Below are 26253 nucleotides of genomic sequence, written 5' to 3'. Positions count from 1 at the left end.
GTGCCTAATGATGTCCAACTTCGTGTTTACACAGACAGGGATTGGGTCAAAAAAATTGAAATCCAAGACACAGGGCATGCACCTATAATCTTTTTAAGAATATGCTAAATCACATATAACCGAAGGGGGCTGGCTTATTATGTTTGAGCATTTTGGGTTTGTAGAAAAGTGCGATACAATTCCAATCGAATTTCCCCCGCAGTACCAACCTCAGCAGCCGGGTATTGAATCTTTGATGATTCCAAGACCTATCTCCGAAAATCCTAATTATTCTGGAAGCAACAAACTATTGAACAAAGTCGCCATCATTACTGGGGGAGACAGCGGGATTGGCCGGGCTGTCTCCATTGCTTTCGCAAAAGAAGGGGCGGATATTGTAATTGTTTATTTAAATGAGCATGGGGATGCATCCGAAACAAAAGACAGAGTGAACCAATTGGGCAGACAATGCCTGACAATCGCAGGTGATATTGGAGATTCCGGGTTTTGTCATTATGTCGTTAAAAAAACAATGGAAGCATTTGGCCACCTTGAAATCTTGGTCAATAATGCAGGAGAAGCACATACACAAGCAAGTATCAGCGACATTTCAGCAGAGCAGCTCGAACGTACTTTTAAAACAAACATTTTTTCATATTTTTATTTAACACAAGCAGCCATGTCCTATTTAAAAAATGGAAGCTCTATTATCAATACGGCTTCACTCGCCGCATACAACGGACTTGATCCCGCGATTGATTATGCCGCTTCCAAGGGAGCTGTCGTTGCATTTACCCGCTCGTTAGCATTATCAGTCATTAATCAAGGAATCCGGGTCAATGGCGTTGCTCCAGGGCCTGTATGGACCCCTCTTATCCCTTCAAGCGCTCCGCCGGAACTTTATGCAACATTTGGAAGCATTACACCAATGAAACGTACTGCACAACCTTTTGAACTGGCACCTGCCTATGTTTATTTGGCGTCGGATGACTCCTCATATGTGACAGGACAAATTCTTCATGTAAACGGTGGAGTGATTATAAATGGATAAGAGTAAATCCCTTCGATTCAAACGATATTAAACCTGCCAGCAGATTGTGAATCAATGTACTTAAAGTAACGGGTGCATTAGTTAAATAAAGACTTAAAAATGTTCAAACTTTATTATAAAAAATTGTATTTTAGTGGAAAGAAAGACGCCGTTCTGATCAATCTTTTTTCAAAATGACGTTTTTTTATTTCCTGTTACATATGGAATGAATACTCCCCCACATAATATCGTATGTTCTTCTTAGCTCAATGAGTTTTTTGTAATGATAGAAAATAGATTGTTTATCTTTGCTTGTTCGCTACAGCATACTTCTAAATCATTCTAATGTGAGTAAATAGTTGATTAACGCATCTTGCTCTTGTTTTGAGAAACCTGTAGAAGAATCTACCCAATATTCGTGTCCTTCTCCCGTAATATGTGCGTCTTGTAAATCTTTTGAATTCTTGTTTGCTTCGATTACTTTTCTTCTCAAGTTTTGGTCAATTAATGCTCGTAAGCTGTTAAACGGATTAGGCTCAATTCCTTTTGATACCGTTCCTGTCATACCTAGCTCACTCTCCACATTTTGGCCAACCGCAACGCCTCCATCATGTAAATACGGCGCTCCCCAATAAAGCCCTAACAAGCTTGGAACTTTGTAACCACCAGGTGAACCATTTAACATATATGCTAAGTTAATCTTTTCTTTATCTAATGTATAGGCTGGAACTTTTAACAATTTTGCTCCTTTTGGTATAGGTACAGATGTATCCGGTGAATACATAATAGGCTCTGCTAAGTTTTTACCTATTGCTTCAAATGATTTTGCTCTTGATGGCTCGGTCTTAATTTCATTAACTGGAATAATTCGATTATTTGTGTAGGTTTGTCCCGCATGACAAGTAATACAGCCTGCACGTGCAAATACGTTCTTCCCTTTTTTCATCGTCTTATTATCAACAGATAATGGTGGTTTAGGGGAAACAAATGTATTTTGTAACGCAGACATTCCATTATTTTGCTCCATAACCCGATAGCCAGGAGAACTTGATAATAAACCATTAGGAGAGATTAAAGACGGCCTTGGAAACGTCGGAAGCGCAATTAACTCATTTACTCCTGGAACTCCTGGAGTAGGATCTACTGAAGCAAAAAACTCAGATGGTTTCTTTCCACTTTTAGGATCATATCGATATTTTGGATTTGCTGCATTTTGTAACATTGTTCCTAAATAAACTTCCTTGTCGATTTTGAAAAGGAATGGACTAGCATGCGCTAATGTCGTTAAATCTGAACCTTGAATATTTACAGCACTATTAATTACACTTAGTCCTTTAAACGGACCAGCTTGCGCAAACCCATTCCACCCATAAGGATGATCTCCAAATGTAAAAGAATCTGGAATTTGTGTTGGATTATTCACCAAATCACTACTCGCATCAAAATTTCCTCTTGGCCATTTTAATAAAGTACGATCTACAGTCTCCTCTATCATCTCTGGATCAGGAAGTGGAGCTTTTTTTCCATCAGAAGTTACTACTGTTCGCCCTAAATCTTTTATATAGTCTTGTAATGACTGAATTTCTGCACGAGAAAAATAAGCTGCTGAATTTGTCCCTAGTGCTAAAATGAGACCGCCATTAAAATCATTATTTACAGCACCTTCAATAACTTTTTTTGTATCCCTAGTTACCGTTGCATGGCATGCAGCACAGCTTACTCCTATCTTCTCTCTTCCTTCAGACTTAATAATAGGCATCCCTAACACTTCATTAGAACCACTTGCAACATCTAAACCAGTATCAATCTTTGTTCCTTTTTCAAACGTTTTATCTCCTAGTTTCACAGTTTTCGCCAGTTCAACACGTAAATTTGTTGTCCCTTTTCCATGCAAGTCGTAAATTGCTTTTTTAATATTTTCTAAAATTAACGCTCCATTTAAAATACCCATTATGTCTGTAAGAAACACTTCATTTCCAAATGTTTCTTCATAAAAAGACTCTCTCCCCACTTTTAATAAATTCTTGTCAATTTTCACTGCTCCGTTTTGTGGTGATAATAACGTTTTGCCTTCATTCGTCTTCAACAACTCATTCGCCTTTTTTTGCGAAATCGTTTGTCCCCAAATATCGTATGCCGGTTGATTTTCCTCAGTTCCATAATGATTTGGTTTGCTCTTTACAATTTGATCTTCAGAAGGAATATAAGCGTATGTTGGTTTTGAAAAGTTAAAAAGGACAACACCTACAAATATTATCCCCAAAACAAGAGATCTAGCCGACTTCCTATTTTTCATTTACTTTCCTCCATGTTCATCAAAAAATATTACGAACGCTCAGTAACAGCCTTAATATTCCCTGTAAAAAGAGATATAAATACAAAAACATACTTTCATCGCTATAAATATTTAATCACCAGGATGAATTTTTATAAAAAAGTTTGTATTTTTCTCTTCCCTTTCTAAAAAACATGTAGTATACTTACTTCAAAATCAGAGGAGAAAGGGAGCAAAGAACTATGCTTACAAATACAACTGTAGTTACATTTGCACAAAAACATCATCATCATACGTAAACCCTTGAAACCTAGCGGAAAAATTCACGCGTAGGTACAAGGGTTATTCCCGTTGTACCTACGTTAGGCAAAGAGCCATGTAGGTATTTTTTATCTACATGGCTCTTTTTTATTTCCAAAAAACACTAGGTACAATAAATCATAAAACAAAAAAAACTATCATCAAAAGGAGTTAGACGATCATGGACACAAAAAAATGGGGTTTATGGATTTTAACAGCATTCGTTGTTGGAAATATGGTTGGTGGCGGCGTGTTTATGCTTCCGGCAAATTTAGCACAAGTATCAGGACCAATGGGGTCCACCCTTGCATGGGCAATTACCGGGCTTGGTGTATTTATGATTGCACTCGTGTTTGGAAACTTAGCAATGCGAAAACCAAATTTAAAAGCAGGTCCGCAAAGCTATGCGCAAGCAATGTTCACTTCACCAAAAGCTGGTAAAGTTGCTGGTTATAGCATGGCGTGGGGTTACTGGGCGGCAAACTGGGCGGCAACAGCTTCTGTTATTATTTCATTTGCAGGATATTTATCTACGTTTTTCCCAGTTATGCAAAGTAAACAAATTTTGTTCACGACAAATGGTTTCTCATTAGAACTAGGAAAAGCCTTAACATTTGCTGTATGTAGTATCATGCTATGGGGCATTCAATATATTCTTTCTCAAAATATTGATCGTGCTGGTAATATGAACTTACTTGCAACTGTTGCAAAAATCATTGGATTTACAATGTTTATTATCATTACATTATTCATCTTTAATGCAGCGAATTTCGGTGATGGGCAAACGTTTATGAATGAAGCTGGAAAGTCTATTCCATTAGGCGGACAAGTCAATGCTGCTGCCATCTCAACACTTTGGGCGTTTATTGGCATTGAGTCAGCCGTTATGCTTTCAAACCGCGCCAAGTCACAACGCGATGTAAAAAAAGCAACGATTTTCGGATTAGTAATTGCGCTTCTTATTTATGTATCAATTACATTGTTAACAATGGGTGCTCTTCCACAAGAGGCGCTAAAAGGATCACAAAAACCATTGGTTGACGCATTAAGTATGGCTATCGGTAATAAAGGTGCATATATTATGGCATTCCTAGCACTTGTCTCTCTATTCGGCTCTACAGTCGGCTGGATTGTTGTAAGTGCAGAGGTTCCTTATCAAGCAGCAAAAAGCGGATTATTCCCAGCTTTCTTTGGAAAAACAAATAAAAAGGGAAGTCCAAAGAACTCATTATTATTAACAAATATCATGACACAAATATTCTTATTCTCTACTATTTCTGGTTCAGTATCAGAGGCGTATAACTTTGCAATTGTTGTCGCTACACTTGCCTATTTAATTCCGTACCTTGTCTCAACATTGTATCAATTAAAACTCGTTATTACTGGCGAAACATATGACATCATGCAAGGCTCTCGCAAAGTTGACGGAGTAATTACAGTACTTGCTCTTATATATTCAATTTGGGTTATCAAAACAGGGACAGCTGATATAAAAACGTTCTTACTAGGAATAGGATTATTCGTAATCGGATTAGTTCTTTATCCATTTATCATGAAAAATACTATTGAAAAGAATACAGAAACACTTGATACAAAAATTAGTTAATTTCAAAAACACTAGCTCTTCAGGGAGCTAGTGTTTTTCGGTTAAAATTCATTTTTTAATACTGATACTGTTAACGGTTTCGCATAATAAAATCCTTGTACATAGTCACATCCCATTGATTGTAGTAACGTTTCTTGTTCAACAGTTTCTACCCCTTCTGCAACAACCTTAAACTAAATAAAACTTCCATCAGTGGGGGGGTCTTCATCCCCCACTGAATAATGAAATGTAAATGTTTTATTAAGTTATAAAAAAAACTATAGACGGAATATTGTATTTTCTCTTAAAATTCACAGTGAAATGGTAGATAATATCTAACTTCAGGGGGAAAAATGATGTTGAAAAAAGTCTGTATGATGATTACTGCATTTTTGTTAGTTTTTTCATGCTTCCAGTCGCTCTCATTCGCAGACAGCGATGAACAAAAGGAAAAAGGCGTACACTTACGTGTCATGAGTTACAACATCCATTATGGTAACAACTTCTACAATCAATATGACATTGAATCTATTACCAATGTTATAAAGGATTCAGGAGCAGATATTATTGGTCTACAGGAAGTGGATGTACATTGGGGAGATCGCAGCAATTTTGACAATGAAATAGCAAAGATTGCGCAATCACTTAATATGTACTATTTCTTTGCCCCTATTTATAACCTTTCACCATTACAAGCAGGACAGCCTAACCGTCAGTTTGGTGTGGCGATTTTAAGTAAATATCCCATTCTTAAAGCTGAAAATCGTGAAATAACTAGACTTTCTACACAAGTGCCAAACCCAAAACCCGAATTGTCTCCTGGATTTGCCGAAACGCTGATTAATGTAAAAGGAATAAAATTGAATGTATACGCTACTCACTTGGATTACCGGACAGATCCAACTGTACGGAGCATGCAAGTTCACGATATGTTAAATATTATGTCCGAAAGCCATAGGGAAAAAATCTTATTTGGTGATATGAATGCAGTACCGACAGCCCCAGAGTTACAACCTTTGCTTAAATCATATCAAGATTCTTGGAACGAAGAGCGTGATGGCACTAGCTATACCTTCCCTGCAAAACAGCCTGACAGAAAAATCGATTATATATTAACAACTTCTGGCGTTAATGTTCAATCTTCCCGTACACTCGACACTTTGGCGTCAGATCATAGACCGATTATATCGGATATTTTCATAAAGAAAGACTAATTTTTATCAATTTAAGCTGCAGATCCTGATATGAAAAAAACGGTCTCATGCGTTTTTATGAGATCGTTTTTTTATTGGACGCCTTACATCATTCATCAACTTCCCTCCTTTTCAAAGCGAAAAGTTTCGATAATTAAAATATACACAGGACAAACTTAAGAGGCGTGAGCTATAATATTTCATGTTGGTTTAGTAAATATAAAATATCTTATAATAAGGATATAATTAATCGGAAAAAGGTGACATTCATACCAATGAAAAATCGTGTTCTGCAATTATTATTCGTTAGTGCAATTACAGTCTTTGTACTAAAAGTACTAAACAATTCTCCCATAACATTGAATACCTTTGTTGGATCGCTATTTCTTATTACAGCTATTGGCATTGCTTTCATCATCTTTATTGAAAATCGCTCCCCCCAAAGTACGTTAGCTTGGTTTTGGGTATTAGCAGTACTTCCTGTTATTGGCGTATTCTTTTATGTACTATTTGGCCGCAGCAGATGGCGCCGAAATAAACATTTACATCGTGCTGAAGAGCAAAGAAAGTTGTTCCGTGAAATTTTAGAAGGAAGACAATTGAAACAAGAAATACCACCATCTCTAGATGAACGCTCTGCCCATTTGGCTACTGTCGTTCACAAGTTTGGCGGAGGGCCCATTGCTAATGAAACTGCAACAAAATTATTAACAAACGGAGAGGAAACATTTACAGAAATTTTTTCCTCTATTCAAGAGGCAAAACATCACATTCATATTCAATATTACATTTATCGACCTGATGAAATTGGGACAAAGCTCCGTGATGCTTTAATTGAAAAAGCAAAGGCTGGTGTAACTGTCCGTTTTTTATTTGATGGACTTGGAAGTTATACGTTGCGAAGCACCTTTTTACAACCGATGAAGGACGCAGGAATTGAAGTAGTAGAATTTGATCCTGCTCTTTCCCCATGGCTAATAGAAACCGTTAACTATCGTAATCATCGTAAAATCATTATTATTGACGGAAAAATTGGATTTACAGGCGGATTAAATGTTGGAGATGAATATCTTGGCCGTTCTAAGAAATTTCCAATTTGGCGAGATAGCCATTTAAAAATTGAAGGGAAAGCAATATATAAACTACAAGCTATCTTTCTAGAAGATTGGTTATACGCATGTAGTGGATTAAATAACTACTCTTGGGAACCTTTCATGAATAAAGAGTATTTTCCGATGTGGACTGTTGATACAGACGGTGCTGTCCAAATTGTCGCAAGTGGCCCGAGTGCAAGTGACAAAACGATTCGAAATGCCTTATTAGCGGCCATGACATCAGCAAAACGCTCCATTTGGATTGCGACGCCATACTTCATTCCAGATCCAGAAACATTAACATTACTACGTTTAAGTGCACTTGCTGGAATTGATGTACGTATTTTATATCCTGGCATAAGCGATAGCATCATAAGCGATCAAGCTTCTCAGTCTTACTTTGCGCCATTATTAGAAGCAGGTGTTTCTATTTATCGTTATAAAGATGGATTTATGCATGCGAAAATTGTATTAATTGATGATGAGATTGCAACAATTGGAACAGCGAATATGGACATTCGTAGCTTTGAACTGAATTATGAATTAATCGCTATCTTATATGACTCTCCGACTGTCCTTGACATTAAACATGATTTCGAACAAGATTTTAAAGATTCTACAGAACTTCGCTGGGAAGTCTTTAAAAAGAGAAGCATTCGAAAAAGAACGCTTGAATCACTGATGCGTCTTATTTCACCACTTTTATAAAGTGAAACTTCCATCAGTGGGGTGTTCTTCCCCCACTGATGGTTAGTTGAACCAATCGGGCTTTTACGGGCAGTTATCCCCCACCTATCTTCTTTGTTTTTCTCTGAATCTTAAGGTAGGGGGCTTACTGCCCGTTAATGCGGGATAAGGGAACATCTTCCAAATTGGAAGATGTTTTTTCTTTGCTTCACCTATAAAAACGCGTTATCATAAGAAGGATTGTTTACTTTATGAAAATAATGTTAGGTGGGAAATAAATGTTAGAGCAATTTCATATACATGAAGGATTAAAACAACAACTTGAAAATATTCACGAAACAAATAAACATGCAGCTGGCAATGCCGCTACTTTAATTGGAACAAAAATGTATAAAGCATCAGATAACAGTATTATTGAAGATGCAATTACTGCATTACTTCTTGGAAAAAACGTTCTATTAAAAGGGCCTACTGGAAGCGGGAAAACCGTTCTTGCTGAAACGCTGTCTTATTTATTCCAAAAGCCAATGCATAGCATTAACTGTTCTGTTGATTTAGATGTAGAAGGTATTTTAGGATACAACACATTAACAACAACAGACGGTGCATCTGAAGTTACTTTCGTTGATGGCCCATTAATGAAAGCAATGAAAAGTGGTCACTTCCTTTATATCGACGAAATTAACATGGCAAAACCAGAAACACTTCCTCTTCTTCACGGTGCACTAGACTATCGTAAAATGATTACAAATCCATTCACACAAGAAGTTGTGTACGGTAGCGATGAATATCGTGTAATTGCGGCGATTAACGAAGGCTATGTTGGAACGAGCGAACTAAATGAAGCATTAAAAAATCGCTTTGTTATTATCGAAGTTCCTTATATTCAAGGTGAAACATTAAAAGAACTCTTATTAGCGGAGTCGAAATTAAAGGAAACAGCAACAATCGAAAAGTTTGTGGCATTCGCAAGTGACCTGATGCCACTTGCTCGTGATGGCCGTGTAAGTGAAGAAGCTGCAAGTATTCGCGGTATTATTGATGCATGTGATTTAAGTGTGTATATTCCAGTGATGCGTGCGATTGAACGAAGCATTATCGCAAAATTAAGCGATGAAACAGAACAAATGACGGTGCGTGAATTAGCAGAAAGTTATTTCTTTGAGGGATAATTCATGAGACAAATTTTTAGTGACAAAAAAATCGATGCGTCTCTGTTTCTGCAAATGGAAAATTTAATGTATGCCCTTCTAAAAGAAGAAAATGCATATTTAGAATATGGATATAAAGCATATTATGACGAAATCGAAAATAAAATTGTCATCAGTCATTTTTGGGATGATCGAAGCGAAACTGATAAAGTCGTTGGTTTAAAAAGTGAAGTATATTTAAAAGCTCTCGGCTACAAACATCATTCCGATATGCAGCTTATTCGTAACTATGCAAAAGAATTGCAGCAATCACCACTTAAAAATTTTTTAACGCAATTATTTGTTCTATTAGAAGATTTACGAGTTGAAGAAATTGTTAAACGGGAGCGTCCTGGTACAAAACCAATATTTGCACGCCGAAAAGAAATGTATCGGAGCTATTTCAGCTCACAATACGAAATTAACCGTATTCGTAACTATCATGCTGATATGCTCATTTGTTTATGTTACTTAACATTAACAAGCGATAAATACGAAATGTTTAACAACGACTACTTTGAGCACATTGAAGCAATCTTACACGAAACATTTCAAACACGTACTACAGAAGATACGATGTATGTTGTAGAAAAAATTCGCTATCGTTTAGAAGAACTATTAGAAAATGATATGATTAATAACTACTTTGGACTTGCACCGCTCAATACTTCTGTCGTTTTTGACAAGATAGAGGAACGAGTAGATGAACTAGCAAATGATGATGTTCAAATTGTTGACGATGACGATAATAAAAGTAAAATAAACGAAAGTTTTTCAACGTGGCATCGTGAAAATAAAAACAATGAAAACGAAAACTTCTTACGCTTTGAATTAGAAAGCGGCACAAAAACGAACATGATGGGTGATACCGCCCGAGAATCTGATAATAGCGATCAAGCGCTCGCTTCTGTGCAAGGTACTTCACAAAAAAGTACACAGTCGAATTTCGACGGAGCGGATGCCGAGGATACGAGAGCGTCTCATGCTTCTAGCCAGAATGAAGGTGTGTACGGTAAGTATAACGCCGGTGCATCACATACTTTTAAAGAAGCTCGCAAACCAAACCATGATGAAAAGAAAGACTATCAAGCTATAAAATCTGTCGTAAATAAAGATGTAAAAGAACTAAAGAAAATCATTGAAAAAACAATTGAAAATAAAACAAACGCAAATGCTGATAAATACTACGGAAGACTTCGTAAAAAGTTCTTACGTATTTATACAGAAAAACAACCACGTATGTTTTATAAAAAAGGACAAGAATCACAAGAACTTGACGTTGTGTTTCACCTGTTAGTCGACTGCTCTGGGTCGATGTATAACAAAATGGAAGAAACGAAAAAAAGCGTTGTTCTTTTCCATGAGGCTTTAAAATCGTTAAAAATTCCACACGCCATTAGCGGATTTTGGGAAGATGCTTCTAGCGCCACACCCGAAAACAAACCAAACGTCATTCATGAAGTCGTAACATATCAAAACTCAACGCTTCCAAGCATTGGTCCGGAAGTCATGCAACTTCGTGAAGAAGAAGATAACCGTGATGGATACATTATTCGTATCGTGTCGGAAAAACTTGCAAAACGTCCGGAAAAACATAAATTCCTACTCGTCTTTACAGATGGCGAACCGTCTGCATTAGACTATCAACAAGATGGTATTTTAGATACACACGAAGCTGTAAAACTTGCTCGTAAAAGCGGCATAGAAGTCATCGGAATCTTTATTGAAGAAGGCGAAGCAAAAGAAGCGACCTATCAGTTAATGAAAAATATTTATAACCACCACTTCTTAGTGGCGAACCATGCTGAAGATTTACGCTTGAAGATTAAGCCGTTATTAAAGAAATTATTATTGAAGACGATTGAATGAATACTCCCCCCACTTACCAAAGCTGGAAGTGGGGGTTTCTAACGTTTCGGCCTAACGGACGATTAACGTCAGTGGAGTTAACACACTAGCGAGCTGTTTCACGCCTAACCCCTCTATCCCGTTTCTCCATGCATTCGGGACTACTTTTCGTAAAATATTAGCCGCAGCGTTTACATCTGCGTTGATTCCGATTCCTTTTGCAGAACGATACATACCACGCTTCATCCGTTTTCCTGAAAAAGTTACATTTTGGTCATTTGTTCCATACGTTGGAATGAAGTCATTATCTAGAAAACTTGCTTTTGATGTGTAAGATTCCTCGGTTACAACAACTTGAATACCTACCGCACTCGCTTTGTATGTAATCATTTGAATCAATAAACTATGCGAGATATGGCAAATTGTTTGATTATTTTTCTTTCCCATATTCGTTTCTTGTTTCCAACTTTTATTTTGACCAATAACGATTTTGCAAACTTCCTCTTCTTGAGCTAGTTTTACAATATGATGACTAGCTTTATGGAAGATGTCCTTTATTTTCAGATAACGATTTTGGTGAAGTTTTTCTATTCTTTTAGAAGTAAAAGGTCCTTCCTTTGTTTGTTTACCTTTCCTGAGAACACTTGTAAAATGGCTCTTCATTTTATTGTAATATTGATTTATGCTTTTGACATGTTTGCCCTTAACAAGTACAGGTTTCATACCTGTGTTTGTTACAATGGTTGCAAGATTATCAATACCTAAATCAATACTCATATAACGCCCATTCTCTTCAACGGATTGTTGTTCTGAAGGAACATCTACCACCAATTCCACTACATACTCATTGTATTTTGGAATGACACGAACTTGCTTCAGTTTACCTTCAGTAAACCCCAATTTCCCAATGTTTAATTGCAATTTTGTCTTTGGAAACTTTAAAAACTTATCATTTTTAATGACACAGTCTTGATTTGTATACAAGATTTCCTTTTCAGAAGAACGAATATACTTTGGAATTCTAGGTTTTCCAGTATATTTGTTGGGATTCTTTTTATAATTTTTTAAACTAGCAAAAAAAGACTTCCAATTTTGGAATACATTTTTCATGATTGATTGACTAGATTGCGTAGGTAAAGCACGATAATCCTTCTGAATCATCGCTTTAAATAATGCATCCAGAAAATTATAATCTACATAAGGTTTTTCTGTAGTTGGTTCTGAAAACAAATTACATTTCACTTCTTTTTGTTTTTCTTTTGGTTTTGTTTTCTCTTTTTCCAATTTCTTTTGATAGGCAAGAAGTTGTGTATCATTCATCTTCCCAATGTTTTTATCAATTGTATCCAAAACTTCTTTTTGTAAAGGTTGTAATTCCTTATCTTGTGTCAAACCTGTATACACTTGTCGTATATAAAAATTTGTCGTGTTGTACATATTTTTAGCGCTTTGGCAAGATTCTTGAAAATAAGAATACATACGATGTCCTTTTTTAATCCAAATCTGAAGAGTTTTATAATTTATTTGATTTTCCGTTGTCATTTTTTCACCTCCTTGTTAAGGATATTATACCAAAACAAGAACGTATGTTTCTATCGTTTTACTTGAACATAAAATATTTTTTCGATTCACCTCACCCTCTTCACATATGTTTAGAGGTGGGAGTCCTCTCGAAAGATATGATAGAAGCATTTTGGGTATATTAAGGCAGAAGTCTACTATCTAAATATATTTGAAAGGGTGTTTCATTTGTCCCCCAAAAAAGATGAGCAATATACAGATGTTACAGCTGCTGAAGCTCGACATCAATATGTCATTCCTGAGGAACTTCCTGAAGGTCCTTACGGTTCTCCTACTAACAGAAAGTTAGGAAAATCGACACCTTGGGATGAGGATCAAAAAACACATAAAGCATTTAGCTACGAATATGAAAAACAATACGAAGAAACGGAATACCAATACCCAGAAGCAGAAAATATAGACACGCATGAAAAGTGAAGTCTATATAACATCTTTAACCGCTACTAGGCGACTTATTTCTTACCTAAATTGAACTTTCACCAGCAAGTAGCCCTCAACCTACCTGGACACGCAGACAAAAAAGCCGATTCAATATATTGAATCGGCTTTCTTTCAATTAGCCAAGTACTAACTCAGCTTCTAATTTTTTTTTTAATTTCGCAAGCATATCAGCTGTCATTTTGTCTAAATCATAGTCTGCTTTAAAGCCCCACTCTTCTTTCGCTGCTGTTGCATCAATTGAGTTTGGCCAGCTATCTGCAATCTTTTGACGAGCTGGATCAACTGCGTAATCCATCGTGAATGTTGGGATGTGTTTACGAATAGATGCTGCAATTTGTTCTGGCTCGAAGCTCATTGCTGTAATGTTAAATGCATTGCGATGTTTTAGCTTACTTGGATCTGCTTCCATTAAAGAAATAATCGCTTGCAGTGCATCTGGCATATACATCATATCCATGTATGTTCCTTCTGCAATGTAAGAAGTGTACGTACCTTTTTTAATTGCTTCATAATAAATCTCAACTGCATAGTCAGTTGTTCCTCCTCCAGGAGGAGCAACGTAAGAAATTAAACCAGGGAAGCGTACGCCGCGCGTATCTACACCAAACTTTTGATAATAATAATCACATAAAAGCTCTCCAGCCACTTTGTTTACTCCATACATCGTAGTTGGACGCTGGATAGTGTCTTGTGGTGTATTATCTTTCGGTGTTGTCGGACCAAATGCGCCGATTGAACTTGGTGTGAAGAACTTACAGTTTAATTCACGTGCCGCTTCTAACGCATTTACAAGACCGCCCATATTTAAATTCCAAGCAAATAATGGATTTTTTTCTGCTGTTGCTGAAAGCAGTGCTGCTAAATGAATGATTGTATCAACTTCATTACGCTTTGCAATCTCATGTAATTTTTGGCCATCTGTTACATCTAGTATTTCAAATGGACCAGACTTTACAACTTCACTATCTGTTTCACGAATATCTGTTGCGATAACGTTTGATGCACCATATACATCACGAAGTTTCGTTACAAGTTCAGAACCAATTTGACCTAAAGAACCGGTTACTAGAATTTTTTCCATTTTCCCCACTCCTCATTTGCAAGCTTTCATAGATGCGAATGTGTTAAATAATTCCCATTTCTTTCCCAACTTTTTCATACGTACGAATTGCTTCATCAAGCATTTCTTTCGTATGTGCTGCTGTTGGCATATTACGAACACGGCCTGTTCCTTTTGCTACAGTTGGGAACACAATTGATTTTGCATATACGCCCTCTTCATTTAGACGTTTACTAAATTGTTGTGTTAATACTTCATCACCAATAATACAAGGTGTGATTGGTGTTTCACTTTCCCCAATGTTAAAACCAAGTTCTTTTAAGCCTTGTTTTAAATAACGACCATTTTCCCATAAACGGTCATGTAGCTCTGTGCTTTCCATTAAAATTTCAATTGATCTCATACATGCTGCTGCATCAGCTGGTGTTAACGCCGTTGAGAATAAAAACGGACGTGAACGAACTTTTAACCAATCGATTAAGTTTTTCTTACCAGCAACATATCCACCAATTACACCAATTGCTTTAGATAATGTACCGATTTGGAAATCTACTTTATCAGATAGTCCAAAATGTTTAACCGTACCGGCACCTTTTCCAAGTACGCCAGAACCGTGTGCATCGTCAACATAAGTCATTAAATCTAGTTCTTCTGCAATTTCAACGATTTCTGGTAGTTTTGCTACATCGCCATCCATTGAGAATACACCGTCTGTAATAACCATTAATTTATTGTATAAGCCAGATTCTTTTGCTTCGATTGCTTTTTTACGTAAATCTTCCATATCGGAATGCTTATATACAATAATTTTTGCTCTTGATAAACGGCTACCATCAATAATAGATGCATGATTTAATTCATCAGAAAGAATTGCGTCATTTTTATCCATAACAGCTGAAATCGCTGCCATATTACAGTTGAAACCAGATTGATATGCGATTGCTGCTTCTGTGTGTTTAAACTTTGCAATTGTTTCTTCTAATTTCACATGTAAATCAAGCGTACCGTTAATTGTGCGAACAGCACCTGCACCAACGCCATATTTATGAATTGCGCCAATTGCTGCTTCTTTTAAACGCTCATCCGTTGCTAAACCAAGGTAGTTGTTTGAAGATAAATTAATATATTCTTTTCCGCCAATTGTAATAACTGGTCCATTAGAACTTTCAAGCGGATCAATAACATTATAAAGTCCCTTTGATTTCAAATCATCTAGGTTTTCTACTAAAAATTTGTCAAGTGTTTTGCTAGACATCGTGAAACCTCCCTATCATTCATATAAAGAAAGCATTATCATAATATAGACAATACTCCCTTTAATAGCTTAACACGTTTCAAAAAATTATTATAGGAAAATAGCTAAAAGTAAACGCTTACAACTAACGATTATATCCTATATAATTAAAGAAATCTATTATTATTATTTGGATTTTTCTAGAATAGAAAAAATGTTTTCAAGGAGATGATTGAATGTCATATACAGAATCTGACGTTTACAATGAGAACTTATTTTTTGAACAATATATGAAACGTAGACATCGAACCGATAACCCAAACGACACAATTGAAAAACCTGCTCTCTTACAGTTACTTGGTCATATAAAAGATAAAAGTATACTTGACCTTGGCTGCGGTGATGCACAATTTGGACTAGAGTTACTACAAAAAGGCTGCCAATCTTATACCGGAATCGAAGGCTCTCATCGTATGTACGAAGAAGCTCAAAAACAATTAAAGAATACAAATGGAATTGTCCATCTTCTAAACCTCAAAGACTATACATATCCCAATTCTACTTTTGATATCGTTACATCTAGACTTGTCTTTCACTATATTGAACATATTGATGATACTTTCAGACAGATTTTTCAAACGTTAAAAACTGGAGGCACTTTCGCCTTTAGTGTTCAACACCCGATTATTACTTCCGCATTTGAAAGCTTACAACTAAGCGGAAAACGAACTAGCTGGCTTGTTGATGATTATTTTAAAACTGGCAAACGCGTCGAGCCATGGATTAATGAGCAAGTTGTTAAATATCATCGTACAATTGAGCAATACTTCCTCTCCTTACAAAAAGCTGGTTTTACAATTAATAGTTTACGCGAAGCAACACCAGAAGCTCAGCATTTTCAAAGTGAAGAAGAATATGAACGTAGACTGCGTATCCCTTTGTTTTTATTATTTTCATGTACAAAGTAAAAAGGCGATGATGATTCATCGCCCTTTCTTATCCCGCATTAACGGGCAGTAAGTCCCCCACCTCAAGATTGAAAGAAAATCGAAGAAGATAGGCGGGGGGATAACTGCCCATAAAAGCCCGATTGGTTCAACTAACCCTCGGTGGGTGATGAAGCCCTCCCACTGAGGGAAGTTTCACTTTATGTTTTTTCTCTTTTAATTAACCGCTTGCGGGAGTATGCGTCTTCCCTTTCCTTGCGGGATACAAAGCGGTGTACCAAATAACGGATCTCTTATAATTTCACAATTCATACGAAAAACATCACGTACAAGCTTATCATTAATAATATCTTCTGGTCTGCCTTGTGCATAAATTTGTTTATCACGAATTGCTACAATATGATCTGCATAACGACAAGCTAAATTTAAATCATGCAGCACCATTACGATTGTCCGTTGCTCATTCTCATTTAACTCAAATAATAAATCAAGCACTTCAATTTGATGTGTCATATCTAAATATGTTGTTGGCTCATCTAATAAAATGATATCTGTATCCTGTGCAAGCGTCATTGCAATCCATGCACGCTGACGTTGTCCACCAGAAAGGGCGTAAACATCTCGTTCTGCAAATTCGGTCATTCCCGTTGCAGCTAGTGCTTTCCACACCATTTCTTCATCCTGCTCCGACCATTGCTTTAGCCATGTTTGGTATGGATAACGCCCTTGTTTAACAAGCTGAAGAACAGTTACTCCTTCTGGTGCTTGTGGACCTTGTGGTAAAATCGCAAGCTGGCGGGCAATTTGCTTCGTTTGCATATTTTGAATAACTTGATCCCCTAATAAAATATCCCCGGATGTAGGTTTTAATAAACGGGCAAGGGAACGTAATAAAGTAGATTTCCCACAGCCATTTGAACCTATAAAAATCGAAATTTTTCCTTTTGGAATTTCTAAATCTAATTCATCAATAATAATTGTTTCACCATAAGACAATGTTAACGATTTAGTCTCTAATGCTTTTTGCATGTTTCTCTTCCTTTACTCCGTTTTTTAATAGATAGTAAATCATCTATGTATTTTTTCTTTACCTTTATGAATTTCGACTTTTATAAAGTAAATAAATAAAATACGGAGCACCGATTGCTGATGTAAATACACCTGCTGGAACTTCAAGCGGAGCAAAGACTGTGCGTCCAATTAAATCTGCAGCAAGTACTAAAATCGCCCCGACAACAGCTGCTACTGGAAGTAATGCACCGTATAAAGAACCAACTAATCTTCTTGAAATATGCGGCGCCATTAAACCAACAAATCCAATTCCACCCGCAAAAGCAACTGCTCCTCCAATTAACGCCGTACTAAGGAGTAGCAGGAAAAAACGTGATTTGGTTAAGGGGATTCCAAGTCCGGTAGCAATATCATCACCAAGTTCTTGTACATTTAAATGTCTGGCAGCTACAAATGCTACCGCTGTTAAAATAAGAACCCAAGGTGCTAATATCGCAACATTTTCCCATGAAGATCCGTAAACAGTACCAGTAATCCAAATATTTGCTTGACTCGTTTGATATATAGGGGCTAACAGCATAAATAAAGTTGTCGCTGCTTTCGTTAACGCCCAAAATCCAACGCCAATTAAAACAAGGCTAATCGCTGATAATCCATTATTTCTCCATGCAAATAAATATACAAAAAACGCAACAACGGTCGCTCCAATAAAGGCTGCCAGCGGCATATACTGAATACTTACTGTTAATGCATTATTTTTATCACTAAATAAAGCAAGGAATAGTACAACTGCTACACTTGCACCACCTGTAATTCCAATAATATCAGGAGAAGCAAGGGGATTTCGAACGAGGCCCTGTAAAATACAGCCCGCTACAGCAAGAGCTATCCCTACGAGAATTGCAATTAAAATACGTGGCATCCGAAATTGGTTTACAACCATATTTGACATCGCATCGCCATTTCCGGTAATTGCTTGCCATACATCATATGGAGCTACTTTCATCTCTCCCATACCAGCGCTTGCAAAGAATAGCCCAATTAAAACAACTAATAAGCCCAATAAGACGAGACAAGCTCGTTTATACATTAAAAACGAGAGGCCGTCTTTTCCTACACGAAACGGAATATACTTCTTCATTTGCTAAGCCCTCTCTTACGTGCAATATAAATAAAGAATGGTGCCCCAATAAATGCTGTCATGACTCCAACTGGAACTTCTTGCGGCATAATAATATATCTTGCAGCAATATCTGCAAGTAACAATAATATTGCGCCTAATAGCCCACTATAGGGCACGATCCAACGATGGTCTACACCAACAAGTGCTCTTGCGAAATGAGGTATAATAATCCCAACAAATCCAATTGGACCTGCAACTGCAACGGAGCCACCTGATAGTAGTACAATAATCAAGAATACTAACGATTTCATGAGTACCGTTCGTTGTCCCAATCCTTTCGCTACATCTTCTCCCATCATGAGTGTATTCACTTTCCCAGCCATTAGAAGAGCAGCAAGCCATCCAACTAATAAATATGGAAATACAGATTGCAATACTTCTAACTTCCTACCTTGTACAGAACCAGCAAGCCAAAATAAAACTTCTTCTAATGCACTTTCATTTAACACAAGTAATCCTTGTGTTAAAGAAGAAAATAAAGCACTAATTGCTACCCCTGCCAATGTTAACTTAAGCGGAGTTGCTCCTTCTTTCCCTAAAGAACTAGAAGCAAATACGAATGCAGCGGCAACTGCCGCTCCTAAAAAGGCAATCCACGTAAACGCTGATAAAGATGTCACGGAAAAAACAACGGTCGCTACCACAATAAAAAAAGAAGCACCTGAGTTTAATCCGATAAAGTCTGGAGCAGCAAGCGGATTTTTGGTTAAAGTTTGCATAAGGCAACCGGCAATGGCTAAACTCGCACCAACACTAGCCGCGATAAGCGCACGAGGAAGACGTACGTTTTGAATGATAATATGTTCATTTGAGCCATTAAAATGGAAAAAAGCATCCAGTGCTAGTTTCGAACTTGTATTTGTATATCCCAAAATAATACTCCCCCAAATACAAGTAATAACTGCAATGATTCCAACAAATAGTCCAATCCATTTTGCTTGATTTGTTTTTAATAACATGCAGCGTTTCTCCTTTAATGCATACTAATACATTTTTAGTGTATTGTAGCTGAATTCCCCTTGTCAATGATAATAATAATTATTTTCAATTACTATTGACAATTTATGTATAACCCCTTAATATCAACCTTGTAATTGAAAAAGGTTCTCAATAAATAAGGGGGATACATAATGAATTTCATCAAGCAAAAATCATTTGCATTATTTGCACTTATACTATCGTTCTCACTTCTTTTAGGGGCATGTGGTAAAACCAATGACAAAGCTGAGCCTAAAAAGGAAGAAAAGCAAGATACGATTACAATTGAGCACGCAATGGGAAAAACTGAAGTTCCTGCACATCCGAAACGTGTTGTTGTTTTAACAAACGAGGGAGCGGAAGCTTTACTTTCTCTTGGTGTAACACCAGTGGGAGCTGCACAACCACCAACTGGTGACCCATGGTACCCACATACGAAAGATAAAATGAAAAATACAAAACCTGTCGGTGACGAGCTCCAAGTCAATCTCGAAGCAATCGCTGCTTTAAAACCCGACTTAATTATCGGTAACAAAATGCGTCAGGAGAAAGTGTACGAGCAGCTAAACAGCATTGCTCCTACTGTTTTCTCAGAAACACTACGCGGTGAGTGGAAAGAAAACTTTAAATTTTATGCAAAAGCAGTGAATAAAGAAAAAGAAGGTCAAAAAGTCCTAGCTGATTATGACAAGCGCATAAAAGACTTACAAGGAAAACTTGGTGATCAAGTAAATCAAGAAATTTCTATGGTACGCTTTATGCCTGGTGATGTTCGTATTTATCATCAAGATACATTCTCTGGGGTTATCTTAAAAGAACTTGGTTTCAAACGTCCTGGTGATCAAAATAAAAATGATTTTGCAGAGCGTAACGTATCAAAAGAGCGAATCCCTGCAATGGATGGCGATATACTATTCTACTTCACATACAATAAAGGAAACGAAAACAAAGGTTCTGAATTAGAAAAAGAATATACGAGCGATCCTCTATTCCAAAACTTAAATGCAGTGAAAAACGGTAAAGCATACAAAGTTGACGATGTCATCTGGAATACAGCTGGCGGTGTAATAGCTGCTAATTTAATGCTAGATGACATTGAAAAACGCTTTGTAAAATAAAGTGAAACTTCCATCAGTGGGGGGGCTTTCCCACACTGATGGAAAGCTCTCACCAATCGGGCTTTTACGGGCAGTTATCTCCCACCTCCCTTCTTTGAGTTTCTCAAAATCTTGAGGTGGAGGATCATACTGCCCGTTAATGCGGGATAAAGTGAAACTTCCATAGGTGAAGGGGTTCTTCATCACCCACTTATAAAAAGCCTGCTCAATCAGGCACACACTGCCCAAAAGTAGCAGGATAAACTATCTCGTTAAAAGTAAAGTGAAATAATACTTTTAACTTTAAATCTATCCTCAATGAAAACAACTCCTATACACGGGAGTTGTTTTTTATTTTGTATTCTTATTCAAAATATGTTATATTCCAAAAGTATATCAAAAAAACATTCTGTATATCAGAAAAATTATTTTAATTAGAATTTTCTGAATTAGTACACTTTTTCGTTCTTTTCGGACAAAAAAGTACACATTTGAAAACGCTTATTTTAAGGTTTTCAGGGAAAAATACAAAAAAGGAAAGTCGCGTTTGTAGAATTTACGAAATTTTTTTATTATATTTCCATATAATTCTATTGACTTCTAAATATTTTGTAAATTAAAATGATTACATAAATATCCGTTATACAGGACAGGATTAGGAGGAAGAAATATGGATGCAGCTTTAAAGTTAAACAAAGCTGAAGAACAACAATCACCAAAGAAACATCCTCCGGGATTATATTTGTTGTTCTTTACAGAAATGTGGGAAAGATTTAGCTACTACGGAATGCGTAGTCTTTTAGTTCTTTATTTAACAACTGCAGTTGTTGGCGGGGGGCTAGGATTTGACAAATCAACCGCTGTACAACTTTATGGTACATTTACAATGCTTGTATATTTCACACCAATTATTGGCGGTTGGTTAACTGACCACTTTATAACAAAACGCCACGCGATTACTATTGGCGGTATTGTTATGGCACTTGGTAACTTTGTTCTTTTCTCAATGAATACAACAACTGGACTTTATTTAGGATTAGGATTATTAATTATCGGTAATGGATTTTTCAAACCAAACATTTCAACTCTTTTAGGTTCACTTTACGGCGAAAACGATACACGCCGTGACTCTGCTTTCACAATCTTCTACATGGGTATTAACTTCGGCGCTTTAATTGCACCGTTACTTTGTGGTTTCTTAGCAGAAGATTTATTTAGCACAACTGTTAACGGCGTTATGGTAAAAGGATACAAATACGGCTTCTTAGCTGCTTGTATTGGTATGATTGTTGGTCAAATTCTCTTTAATTTACTAGCTAAACGTTATCTTGGTGATCTCGGAACAACAGTCGTTGGTAAAAAATCAAAGGATAACACTGCAAAAGTAGTCGAGAAAAAACCTTTAACAAAACAAGAGAAAAACCGTACTTGGGCAATCGTCATTTTAACTTGCTTCGTTGTTTTCTTCTGGGCAGGTTTTGAACAAGCCGGTAGTTCTTTAACTCTTTACACAGATAAATTCGTTGATCGTACGCTTTTCGGGTGGGAAATTCCAACTTCTTGGTTCCAATCTGTTAACCCATTGTTTATCGTTTTATTAGCACCATTGGTGTCTGCATTATGGGTTAAGTTATCTAAAACTAAAAGCGGTGACTTAAAAATCCCAACAAAAATGGCATTTGGTATGATTCTGTTAGGAATCGGTTACCTTGTATTAACATTAGCAGTTCTAAAAACAGGTAGCGATGAAGCTAATATTGCTGTAAAAGCAAACTTAATATTTATTGTTTTGACATACCTGTTCCATACAATTGGTGAGCTATTCCTATCACCAATCGGTTTATCTATGGTAAGTGCAATCGCTCCTGTAAAGTTAGCTTCTTTATTAATGGGTGTATGGGCAGCTGGTACTGGATGCGCAAACTGGATAGCTGGTAAATTAGCAGCTTATACACAATCTTTAGGTTATTTAGAAGTATTCGCAAGCATCGGTATTATCGTTATTGTATTAGGCTTAGTACTTCTTATGTTCTCTAAAAAAATTGCACGTATGATGGAATAAATGTAAAAAGCGGAGAAATTTCTCCGCTTTTTTTAATGCTCTTCTAATGCAGTAATATCTACTTGTACTGTTTCATTTGGTGTTTTTATATCGTGTACATTAGCAAGTCCACTTGCCTCATCACAGCTTTCAATCCAGACAGGCACACCATGATATGTAACGTCAATTCTACTTGATGATGATAAAATTTGTTTTGCTCGATTTATATCCACTATTGGTCCCTCCTTATTCTTTATTACATTCTTTTTTATATTGCCATGTCTGGATGAATTTTATCCCATTTATCCTCCTTCACTACTATGACCTAAAGTCACAGTCTCACTTTAAATTTTTGTTCAATTCACAAAAAAAAGGTATGTACAAATACATACCTTTTTTTCCATAATATCCAAATTTTAAGAAAATAATGTTTTTACAACTTCACTTACTTTATCGCTGTACACTTGATAATATACTTCCAAACCACGTCTTTCAAAACGTACGACTTTATTTTGCTTTAACTTCGTTAAATGTTGTGATACTGTAGATTGCGGAATTTCTAATACTTTCTGTAGCTGTGTTACGTTACAAGTTCCACGCTGCATAAGCTCCATTACAAGACGCAGACGAAGCGGATGAGCTAGCGCTCGCAACATTTGTACATCCTCTTCTGAAATACGACACTCAAATTGATTTTGGTACATACTTTCCCCTCATTTTTTCTTTTTATTTTTCTATTTGTACATGTTTATTTTTATATTTCTTCCTATTATTACATTTTATACTGAATAATTTACAACAATAAAAATTACCTTCCCCCTTTATATTAAAGAGAAAACTCTCTTTTGATGTTTGAATATTATACTATATGGCTCAGAAAAAAAGCAAAGTATCTCTAATGACGTTCATTGCCTTCCAAAGTAATTTTCTCAATATTTTTGTTATATTTTTTACAGGTCATATCCTCTATCCATTTTCTTTGTTCCTAAGGCAGAGGTCTTACTGTCCGTTTGTTCAGAATAAAACATATAAAGTGAAACTTTAATCAGTGGGGGTTTTCTTCATCCCCCACTGATTATTAGTTGAACCAATCGGGCTTTTACGGATAATTTATCTCCCGCCTAACTTCTTTGCTTTCACCGAATTTCGAGGTGGGAATATTACTGCCCGCAAATAGCGGGATAAAATCAATAATAATAATAAAAATTATGAAAGAATAGATAAACAACATATAACGTATTCTATCTATGTACACTCTTTCCTGTATACCAATTCTTTTAGTTCTTTCCAATTTATTCATAAAATGTAGCAGAATTTTTACAGTTAAGTGTTCTATGGAATAATTATACTTTTCCACGTTGACAATAGTGCTGAGGGAGACTATACTAACAATGTAAGTTGATTGTGAATGGTTTCACAAATAATGTGAATAGCTTCACAAATTATATATAGGAGATGTCGCAATTATGAGTACATGGACACAGGTTTACGACCCATTACACAACATTTGGCTATCAGCACTTGTAGCCGCTCTACCAATTTTATTTTTTATACTATGTTTAACAGTGTTTAAAATTAAAGGATACTTATCTGGACTCTATAGCGTTATTTTAGCTATTATTCTTTCTATATTTGTCTATAAGATGCCAGCAACTATGGCTGTATCATCCGCTGCCTTTGGTGTAGCAGCCGGGTTTTATCCAATTTGTACAATTGTTATCGCAGCAATTTTCCTTTACAAACTAACTGTAAAAACTGAGCAATTTAACGTCATTCGTGATAGCATTTCTAGCATTACAAGCGATCCTCGTCTTCAAGTGTTATTAATCGCTTATTCTTTCGGTGCTTTCTTAGAAGGTGCAGCAGGTTTCGGTGTACCAGTCGCTATTACAGCAGCATTACTTGTAGGTATGGGCTTTAACCCATTAAAAGCAGCTGGTATTTGTTTAGTTGCCAATATTGCTGGTGGTGCGATGGGAGCAATGGGTATTCCAGTTACAGTACCTGCTCAATTAACACAACTAGATCCATTAATTGTTGGTCGTCAAGCTGTAACATTATTACCTTTCATTAGCTTTGTATTACCATTCTTACTTGTTGCAATCGTTGATGGTTTTAAAGGAATTAAAGAAACTTGGCAAGGTATTCTTGTAAGCGGCGGTTCTTTCGCTCTTACTCAATTCGTTGTAACATATTTCCTTGGTGCAGAACTTACTGATATTTTCGCAGCTGTTGTCAGCATGATTGCATTAGCATTATTCTTACGTGTATGGCAGCCGAAATCTTCAGAAAAAAGTAAAACAAAACAAAAACAGACAGAAAAACATAATTATACTATGAAACAAATTTTATATGCTTGGTCACCATTTGTATTCTTAACTGTATTTGTAACAATTTTCAACTTAAAACCAGTAAAAGCCTTATTCGCTCCAGATGGTGCATTAAGTAACTTAATATGGAATATTCAAGTACCTGGCCTGCACAATCACGTGATTAAAACAGCGCCAATCGTTAAAGCAAATACACCGTTTCCAGCAATCTTTAAGTTAGATGTATTCTCATCAACAACTACTGCAATTGTACTTGCAATTATCGTATCTTTACTTGTATTCCGTGTAAGCGGTAAGTTAATAAAAGAATTAACTGTTGAAACATTAAAAGAGTTAAAAGCACCAATTTATACAATCTGTAGTGTAATTGCATTAGCATATGTAACAAACTATTCTGGTATGTCTTCAACTCTTGGATTAGCCTTTTCATCTACTGGAAAAATCTTTCCAATATTCTCTCCAATCTTAGGTTGGATTGGCGTATTCATAACAGGTTCTGTAGTATCTAGCGGCTCTCTATTTGCACCTCTTCAAGCTGTTACAGCCGCTCAATTAGATATCAACCCTTCTACTCTTGTTGCCTTAAACGTAGTAGGCGGTACAATGGCAAAAATGGTATCACCACAATCAGTTGCTGTAGCTTGCGCGGCAGTTGGAATAGTTGGTAAAGAATCAGAGCTATTTAAAATGACAATGAAATACAGCTTAATCTTCTTATTAATTATTAGCTTACTTCAACTGAACGCTGTGTTCCATATTTTCTAATATAAAAGGCTGATGACTCGTTCATCAGCCTTTTGCTTTATTTATTCACTTAAATACAATACTTCATGCTCCCTAATGGATCCTCAACTCTAAGCTATTACAAGCATCTAGCATCTAGCATCTAAACATGGACAATTGGTTCTAACGTTACTCCAAATGCAAAATGATTTTTCTTAACCTCTTCTCCTGCTAAAATTCCCCATGATCCTAATATTTTCTTATTTTTTCCAATACAAAAAACGCACATCGTCTTTCTTCATTTACTATAATGCCCTATTAATAAGAAAAAACAGCTATTTATCCCGCATTAACGGGCAGTAAGATCCCCACCTCAAGATGTAGAGAGAACCGAAGACGATAGGTGGGGATAACTGCCCGTAAAAGCCCGATTGGGCGAGCTTTCC

General features: G+C 36.4%; 21 protein-coding genes and 1 pseudogene. 11 read left to right on the top strand and 11 right to left on the bottom strand.

Translation table 11 applies throughout. The features are described from left to right. Positions 1 to 139: 139 nt before the first annotated feature. Positions 140 to 1030 carry an SDR family oxidoreductase gene (locus NKR74_RS03150; RefSeq protein WP_253628599.1) on the top strand — a complete coding sequence of 297 codons (891 nt, stop codon included), beginning with the start codon at positions 140 to 142 and terminating at the stop codon, positions 1028 to 1030. Between the two features lie 316 nt (positions 1031 to 1346). Here the strand turns inward: NKR74_RS03150 and NKR74_RS03145 are convergent, their stop codons facing one another. Next, a complete protein-coding gene (locus tag NKR74_RS03145; protein WP_253628598.1) occupies positions 1347 to 3305 on the bottom strand; it encodes an electron transport protein in 1959 nt (652 codons plus the stop codon). 460 nt (positions 3306 to 3765) lie between these two features. Between NKR74_RS03145 and NKR74_RS03140 the strand changes: the two genes are divergently transcribed. Further along, the gene (locus NKR74_RS03140; protein WP_253628597.1) at positions 3766 to 5190 is read left to right on the top strand and encodes an amino acid permease; all 1425 of its coding nucleotides are present in this window, start codon (positions 3766 to 3768) and stop codon (positions 5188 to 5190) included. Positions 5191 to 5231: 41 nt separating this feature from the next. Here the strand turns inward: NKR74_RS03140 and NKR74_RS03135 are convergent. Beyond that, positions 5232 to 5357 (bottom strand): annotated as a pseudogene (locus tag NKR74_RS03135) (EAL domain-containing protein); the annotation flags it as partial. A gap of 168 nt (positions 5358 to 5525) precedes the next feature. Between NKR74_RS03135 and NKR74_RS03130 the strand changes: the two are divergent. The 4 genes from NKR74_RS03130 (at position 5526) to NKR74_RS03115 (ending at position 11202) form a co-directional block, all read left to right on the top strand. Continuing rightward, positions 5526 to 6383, top strand: coding sequence for an endonuclease/exonuclease/phosphatase family protein (locus tag NKR74_RS03130; RefSeq protein WP_253628596.1), 858 nt, complete (start codon positions 5526 to 5528; stop codon positions 6381 to 6383). A gap of 254 nt (positions 6384 to 6637) precedes the next feature. Continuing rightward, on the top strand, positions 6638 to 8164 hold the full coding sequence (locus NKR74_RS03125) for a cardiolipin synthase (protein ID WP_253628595.1): 1527 nt from the start codon (positions 6638 to 6640) through the stop codon (positions 8162 to 8164). Between the two features lie 257 nt (positions 8165 to 8421). Then, complete coding sequence (locus tag NKR74_RS03120) at positions 8422 to 9315, top strand: ATP-binding protein (protein WP_098309046.1); 894 nt, start codon at positions 8422 to 8424, stop codon at positions 9313 to 9315. A 3-nt stretch (positions 9316 to 9318) separates the two neighbouring features. Further along, complete coding sequence (locus NKR74_RS03115; protein WP_253628594.1) at positions 9319 to 11202, top strand: vWA domain-containing protein; 1884 nt, start codon at positions 9319 to 9321, stop codon at positions 11200 to 11202. Positions 11203 to 11253: 51 nt separating this feature from the next. Here the strand turns inward: NKR74_RS03115 and NKR74_RS03110 are convergent, their stop codons facing one another. Beyond that, entirely contained in the window at positions 11254 to 12723 is a 1470-nt protein-coding gene (locus NKR74_RS03110; protein ID WP_253628593.1) for an RNA-guided endonuclease InsQ/TnpB family protein, read from the bottom strand. Positions 12724 to 12921: 198 nt separating this feature from the next. Between NKR74_RS03110 and NKR74_RS03105 the strand changes: the two genes are divergently transcribed. Continuing rightward, the gene (locus NKR74_RS03105; protein ID WP_253628592.1) at positions 12922 to 13179 is read left to right on the top strand and encodes a hypothetical protein; all 258 of its coding nucleotides are present in this window, start codon (positions 12922 to 12924) and stop codon (positions 13177 to 13179) included. A gap of 139 nt (positions 13180 to 13318) precedes the next feature. Here the strand turns inward: NKR74_RS03105 and NKR74_RS03100 are convergent, their stop codons facing one another. Together NKR74_RS03100 and NKR74_RS03095 are read right to left on the bottom strand one after the other, a co-directional pair. Further along, positions 13319 to 14293: an L-threonine 3-dehydrogenase gene (locus NKR74_RS03100; RefSeq protein ID WP_141525026.1), complete on the bottom strand. Its 975-nt coding sequence runs from the start codon at positions 14291 to 14293 to the stop codon at positions 13319 to 13321. 34 nt (positions 14294 to 14327) lie between these two features. Then, positions 14328 to 15518 carry a glycine C-acetyltransferase gene (locus NKR74_RS03095; protein ID WP_098309041.1) on the bottom strand — a complete coding sequence of 397 codons (1191 nt, stop codon included), beginning with the start codon at positions 15516 to 15518 and terminating at the stop codon, positions 14328 to 14330. Between the two features lie 215 nt (positions 15519 to 15733). On the opposite strand from NKR74_RS03095, the gene NKR74_RS03090 reads away from it, so the two are divergent. Next, positions 15734 to 16465, top strand: a complete 732-nt coding sequence (locus NKR74_RS03090) for a class I SAM-dependent DNA methyltransferase (RefSeq protein ID WP_098309040.1) — start codon at positions 15734 to 15736, stop codon at positions 16463 to 16465. A 195-nt stretch (positions 16466 to 16660) separates the two neighbouring features. Here the strand turns inward: NKR74_RS03090 and NKR74_RS03085 are convergent, their stop codons facing one another. The 3 genes from NKR74_RS03085 to NKR74_RS03075 form a co-directional block, all read right to left on the bottom strand. Continuing rightward, the gene (locus tag NKR74_RS03085; protein WP_253628591.1) at positions 16661 to 17473 is read right to left on the bottom strand and encodes an ABC transporter ATP-binding protein; all 813 of its coding nucleotides are present in this window, start codon (positions 17471 to 17473) and stop codon (positions 16661 to 16663) included. A gap of 64 nt (positions 17474 to 17537) precedes the next feature. After that, entirely contained in the window at positions 17538 to 18596 is a 1059-nt protein-coding gene (locus tag NKR74_RS03080; protein ID WP_098309038.1) for a FecCD family ABC transporter permease, read from the bottom strand. Continuing rightward, positions 18593 to 19597 (bottom strand): FecCD family ABC transporter permease, encoded by a 1005-nt coding sequence (locus tag NKR74_RS03075; protein ID WP_253628590.1) that lies wholly within the window; start codon positions 19595 to 19597, stop codon positions 18593 to 18595. The genes NKR74_RS03080 and NKR74_RS03075 overlap by 4 nt, the downstream gene beginning before the upstream one ends. A 171-nt stretch (positions 19598 to 19768) precedes the next feature. Here NKR74_RS03075 and NKR74_RS03070 point away from each other — a divergent pair, with 171 nt between their 5' ends. Together NKR74_RS03070 and NKR74_RS03065 are read left to right on the top strand one after the other, a co-directional pair. Next, positions 19769 to 20734, top strand: coding sequence for an ABC transporter substrate-binding protein (locus NKR74_RS03070; protein ID WP_253628589.1), 966 nt, complete (start codon positions 19769 to 19771; stop codon positions 20732 to 20734). A 649-nt stretch (positions 20735 to 21383) separates the two neighbouring features. Then, the gene (locus NKR74_RS03065) at positions 21384 to 22775 is read left to right on the top strand and encodes a peptide MFS transporter (RefSeq protein WP_253628588.1); all 1392 of its coding nucleotides are present in this window, start codon (positions 21384 to 21386) and stop codon (positions 22773 to 22775) included. Positions 22776 to 22807: 32 nt separating this feature from the next. Here NKR74_RS03065 and NKR74_RS03060 read toward each other — a convergent pair whose 3' ends face one another. Both NKR74_RS03060 and NKR74_RS03055 read right to left on the bottom strand, forming a co-directional pair. Next, complete coding sequence (locus tag NKR74_RS03060) at positions 22808 to 22987, bottom strand: acid-soluble spore protein H (protein WP_253628587.1); 180 nt, start codon at positions 22985 to 22987, stop codon at positions 22808 to 22810. 183 nt (positions 22988 to 23170) lie between these two features. After that, positions 23171 to 23458, bottom strand: coding sequence for an ArsR/SmtB family transcription factor (locus tag NKR74_RS03055; protein WP_098309033.1), 288 nt, complete (start codon positions 23456 to 23458; stop codon positions 23171 to 23173). A 762-nt stretch (positions 23459 to 24220) separates the two neighbouring features. On the opposite strand from NKR74_RS03055, the gene NKR74_RS03050 reads away from it, so the two are divergent. Continuing rightward, positions 24221 to 25849, top strand: a complete 1629-nt coding sequence (locus tag NKR74_RS03050) for an L-lactate permease (RefSeq protein WP_253628586.1) — start codon at positions 24221 to 24223, stop codon at positions 25847 to 25849. A gap of 121 nt (positions 25850 to 25970) precedes the next feature. On the opposite strand, the gene NKR74_RS23895 is transcribed toward NKR74_RS03050, so the two are convergent. Then, positions 25971 to 26096, bottom strand: coding sequence for a hypothetical protein (locus tag NKR74_RS23895; protein WP_301287641.1), 126 nt, complete (start codon positions 26094 to 26096; stop codon positions 25971 to 25973). Positions 26097 to 26253 lie beyond the last annotated feature (157 nt).

Source organism: Bacillus sp. 3103sda1 (assembly GCF_024159135.1).
GTDB lineage: Bacteria > Bacillota > Bacilli > Bacillales > Bacillaceae_G > Bacillus_A > Bacillus_A rhizoplanae.
The sequence above is the reverse complement of the archived record's forward strand: the minus strand, read 5'-3'. Positions and strand labels throughout refer to the sequence as shown.